Below are 23,408 nucleotides of genomic sequence, written 5' to 3' on the forward strand. Positions count from 1 at the left end.
GAGGTCCCGGGACGCCCTTTCGGCTAGGCCTCCGCCCACTCCCGCCACGACGCGAGCCGCGTGGTGACGGCGGCGAGCTGGTCGGCGACCGGGCCGGGCCCGGTCGAGCCGGGGGTGGTGCGCCCGGCCAGCGCGCCCTCGACGGTGAGCACCGAGCGGACCGAGGGGTCCAGGTGCTCGCTGATGGCGGCCAGGGCGTCGTCGGGGACCTCGTGGAGTTCCACGCCCTCCTTGCCGCAGTACTGGACGACGGCGCCGGTGATCTCGTGGGCGTCGCGGAAGGGCACGCCCTTGCGCACCAGCCAGTCGGCGATCTCGGTGGCCAGGCTGAACCCGAGCGGCGCGGCGGCGGCCAGGACGTCGGCGTGGACGCGCATCGTGGCGACCATGCCGGTGACGGCCGGCAGGACCAGCGCGAGGTTGTCCAGGCTGTCGAAGACCGGCTCCTTGTCCTCCTGGAGGTCCCGGTTGTAGGAGAACGGGAGGGCCTTCAGGGTGGCCAGGAGGCCGGTGAGGTTGCCGATGAGCCGCCCGGACTTGCCGCGCGCGAGCTCGGCGATGTCGGAGTTCTTCTTCTGCGGCATGATCGACGACCCGGTGGCGAAGGCGTCGTCGAGCTCCACCCACCCGAACTCGGTGGTCGTCCACAGGATGATCTCCTCGCCCAGGCGGGAGAGGTGGATGCCGATCATCGCGGTGACGAACAGCAGCTCGGCGGCGAAGTCGCGGTCGGAGACGGCGTCGATGGAGTTGGCCGCCGCCTCCTTGAAACCGAGCTCCTCGGCCACCGCGACCGGGTCCAGCTTCAGCGAGGAGCCCGCCAGGGCCCCGGCGCCCAGTGGGGAGACCGAGGTGCGCTCGTCCCAGTCGGAGAGCCGGTCCAGGTCGCGCAGGAAGCCCTGCACGTGCGCCAGCAGCTGGTGCCCGAAGGTGATGGGCTGCCCGTGCTGGGTGTGCGTCATGCCCGGCGCGGGCGTGCCCCGGTGCAGCTCGGCCTGGGCGGTGAGGGCCTCGCACAGGTCGAGCAGGTCGGCGGCCAGGTCCCGGGCGTGGGCGCGGGTGTAGAGCCGCAGGTCGGTGGCGATCTGGTCGTTGCGGGAGCGCCCGGCGCGCAGTTTGCCGCCGAGGGCGCCCAGGCGCTCCACCAGGCCGCGTTCGAGGGCGGTGTGGACGTCCTCGTCGGCGATGGTCGCGGTGAACTCACCGGCGGCCACGGCCCGCTCCAGGTCGTCGAGGGCGGCGATGATCCGCTCGCGCTCGTCGCCGGTGAGCAGCCCGGCGCGTTCCAGCACCCGCGCGTGGGCGCGGGAGGCGGCGATGTCGTAGGGGACCAGCCGCATGTCGTAGTGGACGCTCGCCGACAGCTGGGCGAGCGCGTCGGCGGGGCCGCCGGAGAAGCGGCCCCCCCACAGGCGCTGGCTCATGAGGTGCCCTTGATCCGCTCGTCGCGGGCCGAGGCGAGCTTGCTGGGCAGGCCCCACAGCTCCACGAAGCCGCGCGCGAGGGACTGGTCGAACTGGTCGCCCTCGTCGTAGGTGGCCAGGCCGAAGTCGTACAGGGACGCCTCGGAGCGGCGGCCGGTGACGGTGGCGCGCCCGCCGTGCAGGACCATGCGGACCTCGCCGGTGACGTGGCGCTGCGCGTCGTCGATGAACGACTCCAGGGCGTTCTTCAGGGGGGAGAACCACAGGCCGTCGTAGACCAGCTCGCCCCAGCGCTGGTCGATGGACCGCTTGAAGCGGGCCAGGTCGCGCTCGACGGTGACGTTCTCCAGCTCCTGGTGGGCGGCGATGAGCGCGATGGCGGCGGGCGCCTCGTAGATCTCGCGGCTCTTGATGCCGACCAGGCGGTCTTCGACCATGTCGAGGCGGCCGACGCCCTGCGCTCCGGCGCGGGAGTTCAGCTCGGTGATGATCTCGAAGGGGGTCTTGGTCTCGCCGTCGAGGGCGACGGGGACTCCGGCCTCGAAGGTGATGGTGACCTCGTCGGGGTCCAGGCCCGAGTCGGGGTTCTGGGTGTAGGCGTAGATGTCCTCGATGGGGGCGTTCCAGATGTCCTCCAGGAACCCGGTCTCCACCGCGCGGCCCCACAGGTTCTGGTCGATGGAGTACGGGGACTTGTTGGACACGTCGATCGGCAGGCCCTTGGACTCGGCGTAGGCGATGGCCTTGTCGCGGGTCCAGGCGAAGTCGCGGGCGGGCGCGATGACCTTCAGGTGCGGGGCGAGCGCGGCCAGGCCGACCTCGAAGCGGACCTGGTCGTTGCCCTTGCCGGTGCAGCCGTGGGACACGATCGTGGCGCCGTGCTTGGCGGCGGCCTGCACGAGGTACTTCACGATGAGCGGCCGGGAGAGGGCCGACACCAGCGGGTAGCGGTCCATGTAGAGGGCGTTGGCGCGCATCGCGGGGATGCAGTACTCGGCGGCGAACTCGTCGCGGGCGTCGACGACCTCGGCGGCGGTGGCGCCGCAGTCGAGGGCGCGCTGCTTGATGACGTCGAGGTCCTCGCCGTCCTGGCCGACGTCGATGGCCACGGCGATGACCTCGCCGCCGGTCTGCTCGGCGAGGTACGGGATGGCCACGGAGGTATCCAGGCCCCCGGAGTAGGCGAGGACTACGCGCTCGGTCATGTCGTGCTCCTTGGAATGTGTGCGATCAGTGGTCTTTGCCGGCCCAGGAGAGGAGCCGGTCGGCGAGTTCGGCGCCCGGGGTGCGATCCGGGCCGCCGAGTCCGTCGCGGGCGACGACGAGGATGGTGTCGTCGCCGGCGATGGTCCCGACGATGTCGGCGAGCCCGGAGCGGTCCAGCGCGGAGGCGAGGAACTGGGCGGCTCCGGGCGGTGTTCGCAACACCGCGAGGTTGCCGGAGTGGTCGGCGCCGGTGAGGAGTTCGCGCAGGAGCCGGACGAGCCGGTCCGGCGGGGTGGCGTTGGGGCGCAGCGGGGGCGCGCCGTCGTCGGGGATGACGTAGGAGGCCGGGAGCTTGTCGGTGCCGCGGACCTTGACCGCGCCCAGCTCCTCCAGGTCGCGCGAGAGGGTCGCCTGGGTGGCGGCGATGCCCTCGGCGGCCAGCACGTCGGCGAGTTCGGCCTGGGAGCGGACCGGCTGGGCGCGGATGATCTCGATGACGCGCGCCTGCCGGGCGGACTTGGTCAGCGGGCCGGTCACGGGTTCGCCCGCACGGTGGGGTCCAGCAGCCACGTCAGCAGCGCCTTCTGCGCGTGCAGGCGGTTCTCGGCCTGGTCGAAGACCGCCGAGCGGGGGCCGTCCATGACCTCGTCGGTGATCTCCTCGCCGCGGTGGGCGGGCAGGCAGTGCAGGACGATGGAGCCGGGGTCGGTGCCGGCCAGCAGCGCGGCGTCGATGCGATAGGGCGTGAGGTCCTTCTCGCGGATCTCGGCGTCGCCCTGCCCCATCGACACCCACGCGTCGGTGGTGAGGACGTGCGCGCCCTCGGCGGCGCCGTGGGGGTCGACGCCGATGGAGACGCTGCCGCCGGTGGTGGCGGCCAGGGCCTCGGCGTCGGCGACGATGGCGGGGTCGGGGTGGTAGCCCTCGGGGGCGGCGACGCGGACGTGCGCCCCGGCGAGGGCGCCGGCCAGGAGGTAGGAGTGGGCCATGTTGTTGGCGCCGTCGCCGACGTAGGTGAGGATCTTCCCGGCCGCGCCGCCCAGGTGCTCGTCGACGGTGAGCAGGTCGGCGAGGAGCTGGCAGGGGTGGAAGCCGTCGGTGAGCGCGTTGACCACCGGGACCGAGGCGGCCGCGGCGAGTTCGCGGATGCGGTCGTCGCCGTAGGTGCGGATCACGATCGCGTCGACGTACCGGGAGAGGACGCGGGCGGTGTCGGCGACGGTCTCGCCCCGCGACAGGTGGCTGCCCTGCGCGTCGATGGTGACGGGGTGGCCGCCGAGTTCGGCGATGCCGACGTCGAAGGACAGCCGGGTGCGGGTGGACTGCTTCTCGAAGACCACCGCGACCGAGCGGGGCCCGGCGAGCGGCTGGTGCGCTCGCCGGTCCCGCTTCAGCAGCGCCGCCAGCGCCAGGACCTGGCGCTGCTCGGCGGCGGTGATGTCGTCGTCTCTGAGGAAGTGCCTCAGGGTCACGGTCGTCCTCCTGGGGGGTAACAGGCGGTCAGGGCCCCGGTCAGGGCGGTGGTGAAGGCGTCGACGTCGTCGCGGGTGGTGACCAGCGGCGGCGCCAGGCGCACGGCGTCGGGGCGCAGCGCGTTGGCCAGGACGCCGCGCTCGCGCAGGGCGGCTTCGAGGGCGGCGGCGTCCTCGGCGTGGAGGACGATCGCCTTCCACAGGCCCCGCCCGCGGACTCCGGCCACGGCGGGGTGGGCGAGGGCCTCGATGGAGGCGGTGAGGTACTCCCCCACCTCGGCGGCGTTGGCCAGCAGGCCGTCCTTCTCGATGGTGGTGAGCACCGCCAGGGCGGCGGCGGCGCTGACGGGGTTGCCGCCGAAGGTGGAGCCGTGGTCGCCCTTGGCGAAGATCGCGCCGTGCTCGCCGAAGGCGAGGCAGGCGCCGATGGGCAGGCCGCCGCCGAGTCCCTTGGCGAGGGTGAGGACGTCGGGGACGACGCCTTCGTGCTGGTGGGCGAACCAGGCGCCGGTGCGGCCGATGGCCGACTGGATCTCGTCGAGGACGAGGAGGGTGCCGGTGGCGTCGCAGATCTCGCGGGCGGCGGTGAGGTACCCGGCGGGCGGGGAGACGACCCCGGCCTCGCCCTGGGTGGGTTCGACGAACACCGCGGCGCACTCGCTCGTGACGGCGGCCTTGAGGGCGTCGGCGTCACCGAAGGGCACGAAGCGCACGTCGATGGGGAAGGGCCCGAACTGGTCGCGGATGGCGGCTTTGCCGGTCAGCGACAGCGCGCCCAGGGTGCGTCCGTGGAAGCCGTTCTCCATGGCCACGATGTAGGGCCGCCCGTGGGTCTTGCCGTACTTGATGGCCAGCTTCAGCGCGCACTCGTTGGCCTCGGTGCCGCTGTTGGCCAGGAACACCCGGGCGGGGGCGTCCACCAGGGACAGCAGCTTCTCGGCGAGCAGGATCTCGGGTTCGTTCAGGAACAGGTTGGAGGTGTGGGCGATGGCGGCGACCTGCGCGCTGACCGCCTCGACGAGCGCGGGGTGGGCGTGGCCGAGGCTGCTGACGGCGATGCCGCCGATGAAGTCGAGGTAGGAGCGGCCGTCGGCGCCGGTGACCCGGAGGCCGGTCCCGGAGATCAGGGCCAGCGGGGGAACGCCGTAGTTGGGCATGAAAGCGGCTTCGTACCGCTGCTGGAGGCTCATGCGGGCACCACCATCGTGCCGGTCCCTTCGGAGGTGAAGATTTCGAGGAGGAGCGAGTGGGGCAGGCGCCCGTCGATGACGTGGGCCTGGGGGACGCCGCCCTTGACGGCGCGCAGGCAGGCCTCCATCTTGGGGACCATGCCGGCCGACAGGCCGGGCAGCAGCTCGGCGAGCTCGTCGGCGGTGAGCTGCCGGATGAGGCTGTTGGTGTCCGGCCAGTCGCGGTAGAGCCCGGCGACGTCGGTGAGGACGACCAGTTTCTGCGCGTCGAGGGCGGTGGCCAGCGCGGCGGCGGCGGTGTCGGCGTTCAGGTTGTGCAGGACGCCGTCGGCGTCGGGGGCGACGGTGGAGATCACCGGGATCCGCCCGGCCTCGATGAGGTCGGTGATGGCGGCGGTGTTGACCTTGGCGACGTCGCCGACCTGGCCGATGTCGACGGCCTTGCCGTCGATGTAGGCGGGGCGGCGCTCGGCGACGAGGAGGCGGGCGTCCTCGCCGGACATGCCGACGGCGAAGGGGCCGTGCTCGTTGATGAGGCCGACGAGTTCGCGGCCGACCTGGCCGACCAGGACCATGCGGACCACGTCGATGGACTCGGCGGTGGTCACGCGCAGGCCGCCCTTGAACTCGCTGGCGATGCCGAGGCGGTCGAGCATCTTGGAGATCTGGGGCCCGCCGCCGTGCACGACGACGGGTTTGAGCCCGGCGTAGCGCAGGAAGACCATGTCGGCGGCGAAGGACGCCCGCAGCGCGGGGTCGATCATGGCGTGGCCGCCGTACTTGACCACGACGGTCTTGCCGTGGAAGCGGGTCAGCCAGGGCAGGGCCTCGATCAGCGTGTGCGCCTTGGACATGGCGTCGTCGACGGCGCTCATGAGGAGTACGCCGAGTTCTCGTGCACGTAGGCGTGCGAGAGGTCGTTGGTCCAGATCGTGGCGGTGGCGTTGCCGGCGTGCAGGTCGACGGTGATGGACACGTCGCGGCCCTTGAGGTCGACGGCGGAGCGGTCGGCCGCGGCGGCGCCCTTGAGGCAGATCCACACGCCGTTGACGGCGACGTCGAGCTCGTCGGCGTCGAAGACGGCGTCGGTGGTGCCCACCGCGGCCAGGATGCGGCCCCAGTTGGGGTCGTTGCCGAACAGGGCGGTCTTGACGAGGTTGTTGCGGGCGATGGAGCGCCCGACGGTGACCGCGTCGTCCTCGGTGGCGGCGTTGCGGACTTCGATGGCGACCTCCTTTGTGGCGCCCTCGGCGTCGCCGAGGAGCTGCTGGGAGAGGTCGTGGCAGGCGGCGGTGAGCAGCGCGGCGAACTCCGCCGGGTCCGGGCTGACCCCCGAGGCGCCCGAGGCCAGCAGCAGGACGGTGTCGTTGGTCGACATCGCGCCGTCGGAGTCGAGGCGGTCGAAGGTCAGGCGGCAGGCGCGGGCCAGCGCGGCCTGGGCGGTGGGGTGGTCGACGTCGGCGTCGGTGGTCAGGACCACCAGCATGGTGGCCAGGCCGGGCGCGAGCATCCCGGCGCCCTTGGCCATGCCGCCGATGAGGTACCCGGCGCCGGTCTGGACGGTGTTCTTCGCCAGGGTGTCGGTGGTCATGATCGCCTCGGCGGCGTCGGCGCCACCGTCGGCGGACAGGGCCGCGGCGCAGCCGTCGATCCCGGCGAGGATCTTCGGCATCGGCAGGAGCTCGCCGATGAGGCCGGTGGAGCACACCGCGACCTCGGCGGCGCCGATGCCCAGGACCCCGGCGACCTTCTCGGCGGTGGCGTGGGTGTCCTGGAACCCGGCGGGCCCGGTGCAGGCGTTGGCGCCGCCGGAGTTGAGGACGACGGCCTTCAGCGTCCCGTCGGACAGGACCTGGCGGGTCCATTTGACGGGGGCGGCGTGGACGCGGTTGGCGGTCAGGACGCCGGCGGCGACCTGGGACGGGCCGTCGTTGACGACGAGGGCGAGGTCCTTCTTGCCGGAGGCCTTGATGCCTGCGGCGAGGCCGGAGGCGCGGAAGCCCCCGGGGGTGGTGACGGTCACGGTGCTACTCCGTTGATGGCGAGGCCGGTGGTCTCCGGCAGGCCGAGCATGAGGTTGGCGCACTGCACGGCCTGTCCGGCCGCGCCCTTGCCGAGGTTGTCGATGGCGGCCACGGCGGTGATCCGCCCGGCGTCCAGGTCGACGGTCGCCTGCAGGTGGGCGGAGTTGGTGCCGAAGGTGGACGCGGTGCGCGGCCACCGTCCCTCGGGCAGCACGTGCACGAAGGGCTCGTCGGCGTAGGCCGCCTGTAGCGCCTGCCGGACCTCATCGGAAGAGAGGCCCGGCCGGAGCGGTCGGGCGGTCACCGTGGACAGGATTCCCCGTGGCAGTGGCGCCAGCACGGGAGTGAAGCACAGGGACGTCGCGCCGGTGGCCTGCTTGATCTCGGGGGTGTGCTGGTGGGCGCCGACCTTGTAGGCCGACACGTCCCCCATGACCTCGCTGCCCATCAGGTGGGCCTTGGCGGTGCGCCCGGCGCCGGAGGTGCCCGAGGCGGCCACGATCACCACGTCGGCGGGGTCGGCGAGCCCGGCGTCGATCAGCGGCCGCAGCGCCAGGGTGCTGGCCACGACGTAGCAGCCGGTGGCGGCCACGTGGGTGGCGGCGGCGATCTTCTCGCGCTGGCCGGGCAGCTCGGGCAGGCCGTAGGTCCAGGCCCCGGCGTGCTCGCCGCCGTAGTAGGCCGTCCAGGCGGCGGCGTCGGTGAGCCGGTGGTCGGCGCCGAGGTCGACGACCTTGACGTGGGCGGGCAGCGACGCCGCGACGGCGGCCGACTCCCCGTGCGGCAGCGCCAGGAAGACGAGGTCGGCGTCGCCGAGGGCGGCGGGGGTGGCGGCGTCGAAGTTGCGCCCGGCGAGGGTCGCCAGGTGCGGGTGGACGGAGGTCACCGGGGCACCGGCCTGGCTGTGGGCGGTGACGGCGCCCAGCTCGAACTCCGGGTGCGCGACGAGCAGGCGGAGCAGTTCGCCCCCGGCGTAACCGCTGGCTCCGGCGATCGCCACACGCGTGCCCATGGTCCTGCTCCTCGCGTCGTGAATGAGTATGCGCAGTACTGTATCTCAATCCATTCACGCGCTCAACGCGGTATCGGCGTGACGCCGTTCACGGGCACACGAGAAACCCCCGCCCACCAAAGGGTGAACGGGGGTTGCGGGGAGGTGACCGGTGCGGGCGCGCCTGTCTCCGCGCGTCCGGCGACCGGATGAGTATTTAGCGCGCGGCCGCCAGCTTCTTGACCTCGGACAGGTCACGGACGACCGCGGCGACCTTGCCGTCGGCGGCGGTGAACATGGTCGGGAAGGCGCGCACGCCCACCGCCGACTGCACCGGGCCACTGACCGGCTCCTCGCGCACGACCACGGCCAGATCCTGCAGCGCGGTGATCATCGGGACGGAGTCCTCTTCGGAACCGGCGATGACGGCCAGGACCTTCTTCTTCTGCAGCTCGCCGTTCTCCAGCATCGCCACCAGCTTCGGCAGCTTCTCCTCGCACGGCCCGCAGCCGGGGCTCATGACCGAGACGAGGCTGAAACCGGCGATGGTGTCGGCGCTGACCAGGGTGTCGTCGATGGCGGTGGTGGTGAACTCGCCGATCGGGTCACCCTCGTTGGGGCCCATCTGCGGTCCGGAGCTGAAGTTCGCCAGCTGCTCGGTGTGCTCCCGCAACCGGCGGATGACGCCGACGGTGAGCAGCAGGTTCAAGGTGGCGATGGCGCCCACCAGGACCACGGCGGCGATCAGAAAGGGCATAGGGGTTTCCTTCGGTCGGGTGTCCACTCAGGTCGGTGAGGTGCAGTAAAGCGCAAAGCGCTCTCCGCCACAAGGCCGGTCGCGACCTGCGGCTTCACCGGCCACCGGAGGCCGTGGGGCCTTCCGGGCCGCGGCGACCGGCCGGTGCACGGCGAACGGGGCCGGTGGACGGCCGGCGGGCCCGCGCATCCCGTTCTCCATCATCTGAAGATCAACTCCGTACACGCAGACGCTATGCCACGCCTGCATAGACGAGCGCATATGCAGCGCATCCGTCGAACGGACGCTTCGCCTGCGGCCGAAGGGATCCCGCTCGCCTCCGGAAGGTAGTGCCGTCTCCGTCCGAAGGCATTGACGCGTCTCGGACGCGCGGTTAGATTGACGCAGTTAACTTGATCAATGGTGGCCTGGGGAGGCAGCGATGACGCTTCGTTTTCGGCTCCTCGGACCAATAGAAGTCACGGGTCCCGGCGGCGAGAGCGTCGTCTTCGACCGCGGCAAGCGGGCCGTCCTGCTGGCCCTGCTCCTGCGCAACGCCAACCGCCGCGTCGCCCTCGGCAACGTCGTCTCCACGCTCTGGGAGAAGGAGCCACCCGACTCCGCCCAGGCCAACGTGCGGACCTACGCCTCCCAGCTGCGCGCGGCCCTCGCCGGGATCGGCATGCCCCGCCTGGAGTCCCCCCGCGGCTCCTACCTCCTGCGGGTCGACACCGGCGAATCCGACGTGGAGGTCTTCTCCGACGCCGTCATCACCGCCGACACCGCCCTGGCCGCCGGGCGCCTGGCCGTCGCGCAGGAACAGCTGCGCCTGGCCCTGGACGTCTGGCGCGGCCCCGCCGCCGACGGTTTAACCGCGCACGGCCCGCTCCGGCTGGCCCTGGACGCCCTCGACGAGCAGCGCGCGGCCACCGTCGAGAAGTACGCCGCGGTCTGCCTGCGCCTGGCCGAACGCACCCACACCGCCATCCCCCACCTGCGGATGCTGCTGGCCGAGCAGCCCCTGCGCGAAAACGCCTGGCTGCTGCTCATGCGCTCGCTGGCCGAGATGGGCGACCGCGCCGGCGCCCTGGCCGCCTACGGCTCGGCCCGCCAGGTCCTGCGCCGCGAACTGGGCCTGGAGCCCTCGGTGGAGCTGCGCCGGGCCCAGGAGGACATCCTGCACGCCTGAGCACCACGGTAGGCGCCCCGGGCGAGCGGGGAGTGAACACCGGCCACCCGGCGATGATCGACAACGCGAAGAAGGGTGGACCCCGGCCGGGGTCCACCCTTCTTCGTCAGCGCCTCACACGTCGCGCAGCGTGGCCCCGACCGAGGCCGCCGCGGCGACCGCGGCATCGCGGTAACCGACCGCCTCCTCGGCGGTCAGCGTGCGGTCCAGGGCGCGGAAGGTCAGCCGGTAGGCCAGCGACTTGCGTCCCTCGCCCAGCCGCTCGCCCTGGTAGACGTCGAACAGCTCGATGTCCTCCAGCAGCTCACCCGCTCCCTGGGCCAGCGCCGAGGCGACCGCCGCCGACGGCGTGGCGGCGTCCACCACGACGGCCACGTCGATGCGCGCGGGCGGGTACGTCGACACCGAGGGCGCGGCGACCTTGCCCGCATAGGGCAGCAGGTCCAGGTTCAGCTCCATGGCGCAGGTGCGGCGCGGCAGCTCCAGCGCCTCGCACACCGCCGGGTGCAGCTCACCGGCGTGCCCGACGACGACGTCACCGGCGCGCAGCTCGGCGCAGCGGCCCGGGTGCCAGGGCGCGTGCTCGCCCTGCGCGACGTCCAGCTCGACGCCGGACGCGCGAGCGACCACGCGCGCGGCCTCCACCGCGTCCGACCAGTCGGCGGCGCGCCCGGCGCCCCACCATCCGGCCAGGTCGGCGCTGCCGGCCAGAACCGCCGCGACGTGGCGGGGCTGGTCGGGCATCGCCTCGGCGACCGCGGCCAGCTCCTCGTCGGAGGGACGGTGCGCGACCGGCAGGTCCGGCACCGGCACCTCGGTGGCCTTGGGCAGGAAGACCTGCCCGACCTCGTAGAGGGCCAGGTCCTTGTGCCCGCGCCCGATGTTGCGCTTGAGGGCGGCCAGCAGCGGCGGCAGCAGCGAGGTGCGCAGCTCCGGTTCGGCCGCCGAGATCGGGTTGGCGATGCGCAGGGCCCGGCGGCGCGGGTCGGCGGCGTCCAGCCCGAACGCGTCGTGGACCTCCGGCGCGACGAACGGGTAGCAGGGCGTCTCGACGTACCCGGCGTCGGCGAGCGCGCGGCCCACCGTCCGGCGGCGGCGCTGGCGCGCGGTGAGGCCCCGCCCGGGGGTCGCGCGCGGCAGGTGGCCGACGATGCGCTCGACGCCCAGGACGCGGATGACCTCCTCGGCGTAGTCGGCCGGGTCGGTCAGGTCGGGCCGCCACGAGGGCGGGGTGACGGTGAGGGTCTCCCCGTCGGCGGTGACGCGGCAGCCGACGGTCTCCAGCGCGGCCACGACCTCCTCGGGGGTGTAGTCCACGCCCGCCAGGCGCGCGGCCAGGCCGATGGGGAGGGTCGCCGGGGCGGCCGGGACGCGGTGGTCGAGGTCGGTGACGTGGTCGCCCATGACCGCGCCGCCGTACTCCACCATCAGCTCGGCGGCGCGGTTGACGGCCACCGCGCACAGGGCGGGGTCGACGCCGCGCTCGAAGCGCTTGCCGGCCTCGCTGACCAGTTTGTGGCGGCGGGAGGTGCGGGCGATGGACACCGGCTCCCAGCTGGCGGCCTCGAACATCACCTCGGTGGTGTCCGGGGCGACCTCGCTGGTCTGGCCGCCCATGACCCCGGCGAGGGAGATCACGCCGGTGTCGTCGGCGATGACGATGTCCTCGGGCTCCAGGACGCGCTGGACGTCGTCGAGGGTGGTGAGCTTCTCCCCCGCCTCGGCGCGCCGCACGACCAGGCCGCCGCGCAGGGCCGAGCGGTCGAAGGCGTGCAGGGGCTGCCCGAGTTCGAGCATGAGGTAGTTGGTGACGTCCACGGCCAGGGAGATGGAGCGCATACCGGACTGGGCCAGGCGGCGCTTCATCCACTCCGGCGAGGGCTTGGCGGGGTCGACGCCGTGGACGGCGCGCAGCGCGAAGCGCGGGCAGCCGGTGGTGTCGTCCACGCGCAGCGGGTGCGGGCCCTCGGCGGTGCGGATCGCGGGCGCGGTCAGCTCGGCGGGGTCGGTGAAGGCCACGCCGAGGGACTGGGCGAGCTCGCGGGCCAGGCCGCGCACGGAGAAGCAGTATCCGCGGTCGGGCGTCACGTTGATCTCGAAGATCACGTCGTCGAGTCCGACGATGGAGCGCGCGTCGGTCCCGGGGGCCTCGGGGGTGCCGGCGGGCAGAACGATGATGCCGTCGTGCTCGTCGGATACGCCCAGTTCGCGGGCGGAGCAGATCATGCCGTCCGACAGGCGCCCGTAGGTCTTGCGGGAGGCGATGGCGAACCCGCCGGGCAGGACCGTGCCGGGCAGCGCGACGACGACCAGGTCGCCTTCGGCGAAGTTGCGCGCGCCGCAGATGATGCTGCGCGGCTCGGCCTCGCCGACCTCGACGTGGCAGTGCCGGATGGGCTTCTTGAACTCGGTGAGTTCTTCGATGGAGACCACGCGGCCGACGACGAGGGGGCCGGTGACGGCCTCGCTCAGGTCGGTGACCGCCTCGATCTCCAGTCCGGCGCGGACGAAGGCGGTGTCGATGTCGAGGGCGGTGGCGCCCTCGGGGATGGCGACGTATTCACGCAGCCACGATCGCGAGACGAGCATCAGACCTCCGTTCCGTAGGCGCGGGCGAAGCGCACGTCGCCTTCGACCATGTGCCGCATGTCGGTGACGCCGGAGCGCAGCATCAGGGTGCGCTCGATGCCCATCCCGAAGGCGAAGCCGGTGTACTCGTCGGGGTCGACGCCGCAGGCGCGCAGGACGCGGGGGTTGACCATGCCGCAGCCGCCCCACTCGATCCAGCGCGGGCCGTCGCGGTGCAGCGGCCACCACAGGTCCAGTTCGGCGCTGGGCTCGGTGAAGGGGAAGTAGGAGGGGCGCAGGCGGGTGACGATGTCCTCGCCGATCATGACCCGGGCGAAGTGCTCCAGCACGCCGCGCATGTGGGACATGGTGATGCCCTTGTCGATGACCAGGCCCTCGACCTGCATGAACACCGGGGTGTGGGTGGCGTCCAGCTCGTCGGTGCGGTACACGCGCCCGGGGCAGACGACGTAGATCGGCGGCTTCTTGGTCAGCATGGTGCGGATCTGCACCGGGGAGGTGTGGGTGCGCAGGACGAGGTCCTTCGACACCTGGCGCTTGGCGGTCTCCAGGTAGAAGGTGTCCATCATCTGCCGGGCCGGGTGGTCGGGGCCCATGTTGAGGGCGTCGAAGTTGTACCAGGCCGACTCGACCTCGGGCCCTTCGGCGATCTCGTAGCCCATGCCGAGGAAGAGGTCCTCGACCTGCTCCGACAGCAGCGTCAGCGGGTGCCGCGCGCCCTGCGGGCGCCGGCCGGCCGGGAGCGTGACGTCGACGGCCTCCTCGCGCAGGACGCGGGCGGCGCGCTCGGCCTCCAGGGCCTCGCGGCGGGCGTCGAAGGCGGCCTGCACGGCCACGCGGGCCTGGTTGACGTTCTTGCCCGCGTCGGCCTTGGCCGCCGGGGGCAGCGCGCCGATCTCGCGGCGGGCCAGGGACACCGGGGCGCGGTCGCCGAGGTGGAGGTGCTTCACGGCGGCGAGGTCGTCCAGGTCGCGGGTTTCGGCGAAGGCCTTCTCGGCCTCGGCGACGGCCCGCGACAGGGCCTCGGGATCCAGAAGCGCGACCTGCTTGGGGTCGTAGGGATCATTGCGGTACGTCATGGCTCACTCTCTAGGAGACACCCGTCGGGGAAGTCTAGGACGCGCGGCGGAGCCGCCTGCCCGCCGGTGTGAGAGATGAGCTCGCGCGAAAGGGCTTACCGCCGCGCCGGCCCGCCACCGGCGGGCCCGCTAAACCACGGCGTCGCGCGCCACCGGTCGGCGCGACCGGGGCGGGGCGTGGTGAGGCGGGTGAGCACGTGCCCAGTCTAGCGAGGCCCCCGCGCCGGCCGCGAGCGGCTTACCCGTCCGGCCGATGGGACGTCCGCCCTCTGGAAACCGCTCTCCAGCCGCAGGGTCCATGCCCCCCGACAGCCCGCGCCCCGGTCTCCGGTGAAGCGAGCCCACCCCCGCCCCCGCGCGGCTCGATCCGCGCCTTCCGCCCCCTTTGGAGCAGCGGGCGGAGATGGCGTGTCCACTGTGCGCACGCGCGGAACCCTGACCGCCGCGGCCCTGGCCCTCGGGCTGACCGCGGCGACCCTCACGGCGGTGTCCCCGCCCGCCCTGGCCGAGGACGGCGACGCCCCGATCGTGACCGACGCCGCCCCGCCGGGCACCTCGGTCACCCTCATCACCGGCGACGCCGTCTCCCTCATCACCGGCGACGACGGCGAGCCCCGCGCGGTGGTGCGCCCCGCCGACGGGCGCGACGTCTCCTACGGCCAGACCCGCGACGCCGCCGGGCACGTCTCGCTCATCCCGTCCGACGCGCGCGCCGGGCTGGCCTCCGGGCGCCTCGACCCGCGCCTGTTCGACATCACCGGCCTGCTGGCCGCCGGCTACGCCGACGCCCACCGCGACGACATCCCCGTGGTCACCGAACGCGCCACCGCCTCCGCACCGAGCCTCACCGGTGCGGCCCGCACGGCGGCGTTCCCGGCCCTGGGCATGGACGCCGCGACCGTCGCCAAGGACGACGCGCCCGCCCTGTGGGCCGGCCTCGCCGACGGCGGCGGCATCACCACCCTCTGGCTGGACGCGCCCCGCGAGGCGCTGCTCGACCGCAGCGTCCCACAGATCGGCGCCGACGAGGCCCACGAGCGCGGCCTGACCGGCACCGGGGTCACCGTGGCCGTCCTGGACTCCGGGATCGACGCCACCCACCCCGACCTGGCCGGGAAGATCGCCGCCGCGAAGAACTTCACCGACTCCCCCACCGACGGCGACAAGGTCGGCCACGGCATCCACGTGGCCTCCACCATCGCCGGATCCGGCGCGGCCTCCGGCGGCAGGTACGCCGGAGTCGCGCCCGGCGCGACACTGCTGAACGGCAAGGTCCTCGGTGACAACGGCAAGGCCGAGTCGTGGATCCTGGCCGGGATGGAGTGGGCGGCGGTCACCATGTGCACCGACGTGATCAACATGAGCCTCGGCGGCAGCGACACCCAGGGCATCGACCCCCTCGAACGCGCGGTCAACGAACTGTCGGCCACCACCGGCGCGCTGTTCGTCATCGCCGCCGGCAACGACGGCGAGGCCGGATCGCGCACCATCGGCAGCCCCGGCAGCGCCGAGGCCGCCCTCACCGTCGGCGCCGTCGACCACGACGACCGCCTCGCCCCCTTCTCCAGCACCGGCCCCCGCGTCGGCGACTTCGGCGTCAAACCCGACGTCACCGCCCCCGGCGTCGGCATCGTCGCCGCCCGCGCCAAGGGCACCAGCATCGGCGTGCCGCTCGACGCCAACTACACCGCGCTGGACGGCACGTCCATGGCCACCCCGCACGTCGCGGGCGCCGCGGCCCTTCTCAAGCAGCGGCACCGCGAGTGGACCGGGCCGCGCCTGAAGGCCGCGCTCATCGGCACCGCCGAGCACATCGAGGGCTACACCGCCTTCCAGCAGGGCGCCGGGCGCATCGACGCCGGCCGCGCCACCCGCCTGGGCGTCACCGCCGTCCCCGGCACCCTCAACACCCTCCTGAAGTACGGCGGGCCCGACCGCGCCACCACCACCGTCACCTACCGCAACGACACCGACGAGACCGTGCGCGTCACCCTGTCCTCCGGCGCCTGGACCCGCGAGGGCGAGCCCGTGCGGCGCCTCATCGACACCGACCGCGCGGTGTGGGTGCCCGCCCACGGCGAGGCCGCCGTCGAGGTGACCGTGGGCGGGCGCCGCGTCCGCGACGGGGTCTACTCCGGGCTCATCACCGGCACCGTGCACGCCAAGAAGGGCCACCGGTACCTCGGCGAGGTCACCACGCTCGTGGGCGCCTACGTCGAACCCGAGGCCGCCGACGTCCCCGTCACCTTCATCCGCCACGACGGCACCCCCCAGACCGGCCTCGTGGCCCAGGTGACCGACCTGTCCACCGGCGACCACGACTTCCTGCTCACCGGCGCCACCGGGACCGGCACCCTGCGGCTGGCCGCCGGGAAGTACGCGTTGGTCGCCAACGTCATCGACACCGTCGTCATCGACGGAAAGACCCTCGACGCCATCACCCCCGTGGTGGTCCCGGTGACCGTCCGCGCCGGGATGGCCCCCGTCGTCATCGACACCCGCACCGCCGCCTCGGTCCACGGCGACGTCGACGTGCCCGGCTCGGCGCTCCTGGCGCGCACCACGACCACCGTCCTGACCGGACGCGACGGCGTCACCGCGGGCAACTCCACCACCTTCCAGGGCCAGGTGCCCATGTACGTGATGCCCTACACCGACCCCGACGTCTCCTACTTCACCCACTTCGTGTTCGGCAAGGCCAAGAGCAACCTCTACGGCACCTTCTCCACCTGGCGCGCCGACACCGTCGTCGCCCGTGAGGGAGAGGTGCCCGCCGACGCCGCCTACCACGGGACGACCGCGGCCATGGCCCACGTGGCCACCACCGTCACCCCGCAGGGCCGCCCCGGCGCGATGATCTACTCCGGGCCGCTCATCCCCGGCGACCCCGTCGCCTGGGCCTACCGCTCCTTCATCACCACCGGCGCCGTCGACCACTGGATCGACTACCCCGAGGGCGTGGACGAATACCGCTACATCGTCCAGTACAACTCCGGCGGCGACGCCCACGTCATCGCCGACGTCGACCACTCCTACCCCGTGGGGAAGCGCTACGACGAGACGTGGTTCGCCCCCGTCCTGGGCCCCGCGCCCCGGCCCGGCGACGCCTGGCGCGAGGGGAACCTGCTGCACTACGAACCCCGCAACCTGTTCACCGACGCCGTCCCCGGCCACCTCAGCGAAGACCCCGGCGTCACGGGCACCATGACCCTGTCCCAGGACGGCACCGCGCTCGCCACGAGCGCGTTCACCGCGGTCTCCCCCGCCCTGGAGGCCACCCTCCCCGACGCCTCCGGCCGCTACACCCTCACCGTCACCGCCCAGCGGCGCCGCTGGTTCCACTCCGGCGCGGTCACCGCGTCCTGGACCTTCGACACCGCCCGCACCCACGGCAGGCGGAACCTGCCGCTGACGGCCTTCCGCACCACCGCCACCGTCGGCACCACCACGACCGCCCTGGTCATCGGCGCCGACACCCCCATGTCCACCGCCACCGCCGAGGTCTCCGCCGACGGCGGCGCCACCTGGACCACCGTCCCGCTGACCGCCGAAGGCCCCGGCTGGCGCGCGACGGTCCCCAACCCCACCGTCACCGGCGGGATCCCCGTGTTCATGCACCTGCGCCTGAGCGGCACCGACGACCACGGCACCACCGTCGTCCAGACCGTCACCGGCGCCTACCTGGTCACCGCCTGACGGGCACGCCAAAGGGCCGCCACCCGGGTGGGTGGCGGCCCTTTCACATCACTCAGCGCTGCGCGCGGGCCGTCGTGTACAGGCAGATCGCCGCCGCCGCAGCCAGGTTCAGGCTCTCCGCCGAACCGTAGATCGGGATCTTCACCCGCAGATCGGCCTCCGCCGCCAGCTCAGGCGACAAACCGTGCGCCTCCGAACCGAACAGCCACGTCACCGGGCCCGCCAGGCCGCCCTCGTCGGCCAGCGCGTGCAGATCGGTGTCGCCGTAGGCGTCGGCGGCCAGGACGCGGATGCCCTGCCCCCGCAGCCCCGCCAGGATCGCCCCCGGCTCGCCACCGCGCACCACCGGCACGTGGAACAGGCTCCCGGCGGCCGAGCGCACGCACTTCCCGTTGTACGGATCGACGGTGTCGTCGGGGAACACCACCGCCCCGGCACCGGCCGCGTCGGCGGTGCGCAGGATCGTCCCGGCGTTACCGGGGTCGGCGATGCCCGCCAGCGTCACCGACAGCTTCGGCGCCGCGGGGAGCGGGACGTCGATGTAGGCGCACACCGCGACCAGGCCCTGCGGCGTCACGGTGTCGCACAGCGCGGCCAGGGCCGCGTCGTCGACCGCCGAGTACCTCGGCGAGGCCGCGACCAGGTCGGGGTGGCGCTCCAGCGCGGCGGGCGTCCCGAACAGCTCGCTCACCACACCGTCCAGGCGCAGCGCCTCGCGCACCGCCTGCGGGCCCTCGGCCAGGAACTCCCGGCGGGCGTCGCGGTTGCGGCGGCGCAGCAGCTTCCGGGCAGCAACAACCCGGGGGGTCCGCACCGTGTACGGAACCACCCCGGGTGAAAGGTCTCGCATCGGGTTACGCGGCGGCCGGAAGGGCCTTGCGCGCGACCTCGACGAGCGCGGCGAAGGCGCCGGCGTCGGTGACGGCCAGGTCGGCCAGCACCTTGCGGTCCACCTCGACGCCCGCGGCGGCCAGGCCCTGCATGAACCGGTTGTAGGTCATGTTGTTCAGGCGGGCCGCGGCGTTGATGCGCGTGATCCAGAGGCGACGGAACTCGCCCTTGCGCGCACGGCGGTCGCGGTAAGCGTAGGTGAGCGAGTGGAGCAGCTGCTCCTTCGCCTTGCGGTACAGGCGCGAACGCTGGCCGCGGTAGCCGCTGGCCGCTTCCAGCGTAGTACGGCGCTTCTTCTGGGCGTTCACTGCCCGCTTGACACGTGCCACGGGTGTATCTCCTCATCACGACCGTCCGGCTTCACCGACCGGACGGTCTCGCTTCGAACGCTGACTTAGCGCTGCGGTGTGGTCAGCGACCGAGCAGCTTGTTGACGCGCTTCTCGTCGGCCTTGGCGATCACCACGGTGCCCTCAAGGCGGCGGGTGACGCGGCTGGACTTGCCCTCCATGCGGTGGCGACGGCCGGTCTGCTGGCGCACGACCTTGCCGCCGCCGGTGACCTTGACGCGCTTGCGGATACCGCTGTGGCTCTTCATCTTCGGCATGGTGCCGTTACTCCTCGGGGAACTTGTTACTCGGCCGCGGCCGGGGCCTCTTCGATGACCTCGGCGTCGGCCTTGGCGGCAGGGGCCTGCTTGACCCGGTGCGGCGCCATGACCATGATCATGTTGCGGCCGTCGAGGCGCGGCATCGATTCCACGACGCCGAACTCCTCCACGTCACCCGCCAGCCGCTCCAGCAGACGCTTGCCCATCTCGGGGCGGCTCTGCTCGCGGCCACGGAACATGATCGTCACCTTGACCTTGTCACCGGCCTTGAGGAAACGCAGGACGTGACCCTTTTTGGTCTCGTAGTCGTGCGTATCGATCTTGAGCCGGAGCTTCATCTCTTTGATGACGGTCTGCTGCTGGTTGCGCCGAGCCTCGCGCGCCTTGAGCGCGGCCTCGTACTTGAACTTGCCGTAGTCCATGAGCTTGCACACCGGGGGGCGTGCCATGGGCGCAACCTCGACCAGATCCAGGTCGACGTCGGCGGCCAGCTGCAGGGCCTGGTCCAGGGAGACGATGCCTACCTGCTCACCCTGCGGGCCGACGAGCCGGACTTCCCTCGCCCGGATCTGCTCGTTCACGCGCGCGTCGCTGATGGGGCCTCCTTGAATCGCTTGCGAACACGTTTGGTCGTGACCGTCCGCAAGACAGGGCCCAACAACGAGATGAGGCCCCGCTCGCCTGACGGCGATGAGGGCCCACTCGACCGGTAGCCGTACCAAGAGGCACGGCGATGCCCGTACGGAACGCACACGACGCCCGTACGAACGACCGGACCCGGCTGCCTATTCCGGCGGCTCGGGTGGGAGCGGGGCTCCGCTTGCGACATCCCGACGTTCGTGCTCGGCCCCATGTGAGGGGCACGCGAATGCGGCGATGTGGTCGACGGTTAAGAGTAGCAGGTCAGTCGGCGTCGTTGACGGCGGCCAGCATCGCCCGCAGCGAGCGGACGGCGGCGACGGCGTTCTCCTTGTCCACGGCCTGGATCGCCATGAGGGAGACCTCGTCGTCGTCCTGGAGCTCCAGGCTCGCCCACGAGGCGCCGCGGTTGAAGCGCACCGCCCGCACGACCTGCCAGGGCAGGTCGTAGGAGCCGATGACGTTGCGGACGTGCACGCCGTTCTCGTCGGCGCGGATCAGCGGCCGGGTGAACAGCAGGATCACCGCCGCGCCCAGCAGGCCCAGGCCCACCATGGCGATCTGGTCGACGGGCTCGAACTGCCCGCCGCCGTCGGTCTCGCCGGTGAGGGTGAAGGCCAGGCCGGTGAAGACCAGCGCGACCGCCACGGCGGCGATCCAGCACGCGACGCGCGCCTTGCGGGGCCGGATGACGAGGGGTTCCACGCTCACAGTCTCGCGCACGGCCATTCACGCCTCCAGGGAGAGGTAGTCGCGCAGCACGGCGGCGCACTCGATGATCTTGGGGATCTCCACGCGCTCGTCCTGCTTGTGGGCGAGATTGGGGTCACCGGGGCCGTAGTTGACGGCCGGGACGCCCAGCGCGGCGAAGCGCGCGACGTCGGTCCAGCCGAGCTTGGCGGCCGCCGGGCGTCCCACCGCGGCCAGGAAGTCCTTGGCGGCCGGCGCGTCCAGGCCCGGCAGCGCGCCCGGCGCGGCGTCGACGACGGTGACGTCCAGGCCGCCGAAGACCTCGCGCAGGTGCGCCTCGGCACCGGCGATGTCGCGGTCGGGGGCGAAGCGGAAGTTGATCTGGACCACGCACTCGTCGGGCACGACGTTCCCGGCGACCCCGCCGGAGATGAACATCGCGTTGAGGCCCTCGCGGTACTCACACCCGTCGATGGTGACCCGGCGCGCCTCGTAGCGGGCGAGCCGGTTGAGCACCTCGGCGGCGTCGTGGATGGCGTTGCGGCCCAGCCAGCTGCGCGCGGCGTGGGCGCGGACCCCGGTGGTGCGCACGTCCACCCGCATCGTCCCCTGGCAGCCGGCCTCGACGGCGGCGTAGGTGGGTTCGAGCAGGAACGCGAAGTCCGCCTCCAGCCACTCGGGGTGGGTGGCCGCGACGCGGTTGAGGCCGTTCTTCTCGGCCTCGATCTCCTCGCAGTCGTAGAACGCGAAGGAGAGGTCGTGGCGCGGGTTGGTGAGCGTGGCCGCCAGGTGCAACGCGATGGCCGTCCCGGACTTCATGTCCGAGGTGCCGCAGCCCCACATGACGTCGCCCTCGGTGCGGGAGGGGAAGTTGGCGTGGTGCGGGACGGTGTCGGTGTGCCCGGCGAGCATGACCCGCCGTTCCCGTCCCAGGTCGGTGCGCGCGAATACGACGTTGCCGTCGCGCTGCACGGTCAGGTGGGGGCGGCCGCTCAGGGCGGCCACGATGGCGTCGGTGATCTCGGCCTCGTCCTCGGAGACCGACGCGATGTCCACCAGCGCCCGGGTCAGGGCCACGGGGTCGGCGAGGGTGCTCTCGTCCAGTACTGCCACGGTGGATCACGATACGCGGTGCTCGGCGGGCGTCTCCCGGCCCGTCCGGGGGGATGTACAGAAGCCGATGTTGCAAATATCCTTCCAGAACTTCCGACGGAGAGAAGTTTTTCTCCGCCACCTCTCGGAAAGGAACACCATGTCCCCCCGTGATCTCACCCGCCGCACTCTCCTGAAGGCGTCGGTCGCCACCGGCGCGGTAGCCGCCGTCGGCGGTGGGCTCGCCCTGCCCGGCGCGGCCCAGGCCGCCCCCAGCGGCAGGTTCCCGTGGATCATCGACTGCGACTCCTGGGGCGGCCGCCCGCCGGCCGGCCCCTTGTCGCACAGCGCGATCGCCACGAACAAGATCATCGTCCACCACATGGCGTTCCCCAACGTCACCGACTACTCCCGCGAGCAGGGGATCAAGCTGGCGAAGGACTGCCAGAACCTGCACATGGACAAGAACGGCTGGTCCGACACCGGCCAGCACTTCACCGTCAGCCGCGGCGGCTACGTCATGGAGGGCCGCCACGGCAGCCTCGACGCCCTGGACCGCGCCGACAAGCAGATGATCGCCGCGCACTGTCCCGGCGAGAACGGCCGCGCCATCGGCATCGAGAACGAGGGCACCTACGTCGACGAGACCCCGCCCGAGGCCCTCATCGCCAGCCTCACCAAGCTCTGCGTGGCCATCGCCGACCAGTACCACCTGAGCGCCTCGGACATCTTCGGCCACTGGGACTTCCGCGGCACCCTCTGCCCCGGCGCCGCCTTCTACCGCCAGTTCCCCATGCTGCGCCGCCGCGTCGCCCGTGAACTCGGCACCGACCTCTGCGACATCCCCGAGCGCCGCTGGCCCGACACCTGGCGCTTCGTCGGCGGACCCACCGTCAAGGTCGCCCAGTACCTCCTCAAGGCCCAGGGCTACTCCGTCACCCCCTCGGCCGTCTTCGACGCCGCCACGGTGGCCGCCGTCCAGGACTGGCAGCTGCGCAACAACGTCCCCGTCGACATCGACGCCACCCTCACCCCCGCCACCTGGGAGACCCTCGCGCCCTTCGTCGGCAAGCACGACAGCGGCCTCGCGGTCGAGGCGGCCCAGTTCATGCTGAACAGCAAGGGCTACGCCGACGTCACCGCCACCGGCGCCTACGACCACACGACCATGAAGGCCCTCCAGGACCTCCAGCGCCTCCACGGCCTCCCGTCGAACGGCAAGATCGACGCGAACACCTGGTGCGTCCTGACCGGCGGCGTGGTGCGGGAGTCGTTCAAGCGCGACCAGTACGCGAAGGACGAGCACTAGTGACCCGTGGCCGCCGCTCCCGTGCGGCGGCCACGTCCTCACGCGTCGCCGTAGTGGGTGTAGGGCCGGTCGGGGCAGCGCCGGCACTCGAAGATGTAGAAGCCGCCGTTGAAGCTCAGACCGGTCGCCTCGTCGTCGAGCTCGGTCCAGCCCGGCAGGTCGAGGACTCGTCGGGCGTGATCGCGCAGGGCTCGGGCACGTAGCGGCCGTCGTGTCCCTCGGGCCGCACCTCCAGGGCCTCCTCGAAGCTCGCCGAGTCCCACCACACGACCAGCGGCTCCGGACGGTCGAAGGGCTCGTGCCCGTGCGGGCACCACAGCGGCGGCGTCGATCGGGTACTCCGTGCCCCGGTAGAACCCGTGCGACGACCACGGGCACTCCGGCCACTCGTCCCACGACGGCCACAGCGCGGGCCTGCCGATGGAGCTGTCGTGGACGCCCGGCCGCGCGCGACGGGGGTGCAGCCGGGTGGCCTCTCGCGCCGAGGGCATCAGCTCGGGGAACCACGTGGCGACACGAGGGTCGACGGCGCGAGGGGCGGCCGGGTCGGGCACGGTGACTCCAAAGGGCGGGCGGTCGTTC

21 protein-coding genes are annotated in these 23,408 nt (G+C 72.5%); 3 read left to right on the forward strand and 18 right to left on the reverse strand.

Features of this window, described 5'->3' with window-relative positions:
- Window positions 1–23: 23 nt before the first annotated feature.
- From argH to QSK10_RS00155, 9 genes are all read right to left on the reverse strand, one after another.
- Window positions 24–1,424 (reverse strand): argininosuccinate lyase, encoded by a 1,401-nt coding sequence (gene argH, locus QSK10_RS00115; RefSeq protein WP_285660461.1) that lies wholly within the window; start codon window positions 1,422–1,424, stop codon window positions 24–26.
- Window positions 1,421–2,629, reverse strand: coding sequence for an argininosuccinate synthase (locus QSK10_RS00120; protein WP_285660462.1), 1,209 nt, complete (start codon window positions 2,627–2,629; stop codon window positions 1,421–1,423). The genes argH and QSK10_RS00120 overlap by 4 nt, the downstream gene beginning before the upstream one ends.
- A 25-nt stretch (window positions 2,630–2,654) precedes the next feature.
- On the reverse strand, window positions 2,655–3,167 hold the full coding sequence (locus QSK10_RS00125) for an arginine repressor (protein ID WP_285660463.1): 513 nt from the start codon (window positions 3,165–3,167) through the stop codon (window positions 2,655–2,657).
- Complete coding sequence (gene argF / locus QSK10_RS00130) at window positions 3,164–4,102, reverse strand: ornithine carbamoyltransferase (RefSeq protein ID WP_285660464.1); 939 nt, start codon at window positions 4,100–4,102, stop codon at window positions 3,164–3,166. The genes QSK10_RS00125 and argF overlap by 4 nt, the downstream gene beginning before the upstream one ends.
- A complete protein-coding gene (locus tag QSK10_RS00135; RefSeq protein ID WP_285660465.1) occupies window positions 4,099–5,292 on the reverse strand; it encodes an acetylornithine transaminase in 1,194 nt (397 codons plus the stop codon). Before QSK10_RS00135 ends, argF begins: the two co-directional genes overlap by 4 nt.
- Window positions 5,289–6,167: an acetylglutamate kinase gene (gene argB / locus QSK10_RS00140; protein WP_285660466.1), complete on the reverse strand. Its 879-nt coding sequence runs from the start codon at window positions 6,165–6,167 to the stop codon at window positions 5,289–5,291. The genes QSK10_RS00135 and argB overlap by 4 nt, the downstream gene beginning before the upstream one ends.
- Entirely contained in the window at window positions 6,164–7,315 is a 1,152-nt protein-coding gene (gene argJ, locus QSK10_RS00145; RefSeq protein ID WP_285660467.1) for a bifunctional glutamate N-acetyltransferase/amino-acid acetyltransferase ArgJ, read from the reverse strand. The genes argB and argJ overlap by 4 nt, the downstream gene beginning before the upstream one ends.
- A complete protein-coding gene (gene argC, locus QSK10_RS00150) occupies window positions 7,312–8,328 on the reverse strand; it encodes an N-acetyl-gamma-glutamyl-phosphate reductase (protein WP_285660468.1) in 1,017 nt (338 codons plus the stop codon). The genes argJ and argC overlap by 4 nt, the downstream gene beginning before the upstream one ends.
- Window positions 8,329–8,524: 196 nt before the next feature.
- A complete protein-coding gene (locus QSK10_RS00155) occupies window positions 8,525–9,064 on the reverse strand; it encodes a TlpA family protein disulfide reductase (RefSeq protein WP_285660469.1) in 540 nt (179 codons plus the stop codon).
- Between the two features lie 421 nt (window positions 9,065–9,485).
- Here QSK10_RS00155 and QSK10_RS00160 point away from each other — a divergent pair, with 421 nt between their 5' ends.
- Entirely contained in the window at window positions 9,486–10,232 is a 747-nt protein-coding gene (locus QSK10_RS00160; protein WP_285660470.1) for an AfsR/SARP family transcriptional regulator, read from the forward strand.
- 114 nt (window positions 10,233–10,346) lie between these two features.
- Here the strand turns inward: QSK10_RS00160 and pheT are convergent, their stop codons facing one another.
- Window positions 10,347–12,821: a phenylalanine--tRNA ligase subunit beta gene (gene pheT, locus QSK10_RS00165; RefSeq protein WP_285660471.1), complete on the reverse strand. Its 2,475-nt coding sequence runs from the start codon at window positions 12,819–12,821 to the stop codon at window positions 10,347–10,349.
- Window positions 12,821–13,900: a phenylalanine--tRNA ligase subunit alpha gene (gene pheS, locus QSK10_RS00170; RefSeq protein ID WP_285660472.1), complete on the reverse strand. Its 1,080-nt coding sequence runs from the start codon at window positions 13,898–13,900 to the stop codon at window positions 12,821–12,823. The genes pheT and pheS overlap by 1 nt, the downstream gene beginning before the upstream one ends.
- 408 nt (window positions 13,901–14,308) lie before the next feature.
- On the opposite strand from pheS, the gene QSK10_RS00175 reads away from it, so the two are divergent.
- On the forward strand, window positions 14,309–17,596 hold the full coding sequence (locus QSK10_RS00175) for a S8 family serine peptidase (protein ID WP_285660473.1): 3,288 nt from the start codon (window positions 14,309–14,311) through the stop codon (window positions 17,594–17,596).
- A gap of 52 nt (window positions 17,597–17,648) precedes the next feature.
- Here QSK10_RS00175 and QSK10_RS00180 read toward each other — a convergent pair whose 3' ends face one another.
- From QSK10_RS00180 to dapE, 6 genes are all read right to left on the reverse strand, one after another.
- Window positions 17,649–18,446: a TrmH family RNA methyltransferase gene (locus QSK10_RS00180; RefSeq protein ID WP_285660474.1), complete on the reverse strand. Its 798-nt coding sequence runs from the start codon at window positions 18,444–18,446 to the stop codon at window positions 17,649–17,651.
- A 4-nt stretch (window positions 18,447–18,450) separates the two neighbouring features.
- Window positions 18,451–18,816: a 50S ribosomal protein L20 gene (gene rplT / locus QSK10_RS00185; RefSeq protein ID WP_285660475.1), complete on the reverse strand. Its 366-nt coding sequence runs from the start codon at window positions 18,814–18,816 to the stop codon at window positions 18,451–18,453.
- 82 nt (window positions 18,817–18,898) lie between these two features.
- Window positions 18,899–19,093, reverse strand: a complete 195-nt coding sequence (gene rpmI, locus QSK10_RS00190; RefSeq protein WP_285660476.1) for a 50S ribosomal protein L35 — start codon at window positions 19,091–19,093, stop codon at window positions 18,899–18,901.
- Between the two features lie 26 nt (window positions 19,094–19,119).
- A complete protein-coding gene (gene infC / locus QSK10_RS00195; protein ID WP_349497663.1) occupies window positions 19,120–19,677 on the reverse strand; it encodes a translation initiation factor IF-3 in 558 nt (185 codons plus the stop codon).
- A gap of 322 nt (window positions 19,678–19,999) precedes the next feature.
- Window positions 20,000–20,464, reverse strand: coding sequence for a PH domain-containing protein (locus QSK10_RS00200; RefSeq protein WP_285660477.1), 465 nt, complete (start codon window positions 20,462–20,464; stop codon window positions 20,000–20,002).
- Window positions 20,465–21,538, reverse strand: coding sequence for a succinyl-diaminopimelate desuccinylase (gene dapE / locus QSK10_RS00205; RefSeq protein ID WP_285660478.1), 1,074 nt, complete (start codon window positions 21,536–21,538; stop codon window positions 20,465–20,467).
- 139 nt (window positions 21,539–21,677) lie between these two features.
- Here dapE and QSK10_RS00210 point away from each other — a divergent pair, with 139 nt between their 5' ends.
- Window positions 21,678–22,826, forward strand: a complete 1,149-nt coding sequence (locus QSK10_RS00210; protein ID WP_285660479.1) for a peptidoglycan-binding protein — start codon at window positions 21,678–21,680, stop codon at window positions 22,824–22,826.
- Window positions 22,827–22,864: 38 nt separating this feature from the next.
- Here the strand turns inward: QSK10_RS00210 and QSK10_RS00215 are convergent, their stop codons facing one another.
- Window positions 22,865–23,380, reverse strand: coding sequence for a hypothetical protein (locus tag QSK10_RS00215; RefSeq protein ID WP_285660480.1), 516 nt, complete (start codon window positions 23,378–23,380; stop codon window positions 22,865–22,867).
- Between the last annotated feature and the right edge of the window lie 28 nt (window positions 23,381–23,408).

Origin of the sequence: Actinorhabdospora filicis (genome assembly GCF_030269765.1) — a bacterium.
Taxonomy (GTDB): domain Bacteria; phylum Actinomycetota; class Actinomycetes; order Mycobacteriales; family Micromonosporaceae; genus Actinorhabdospora; species Actinorhabdospora filicis.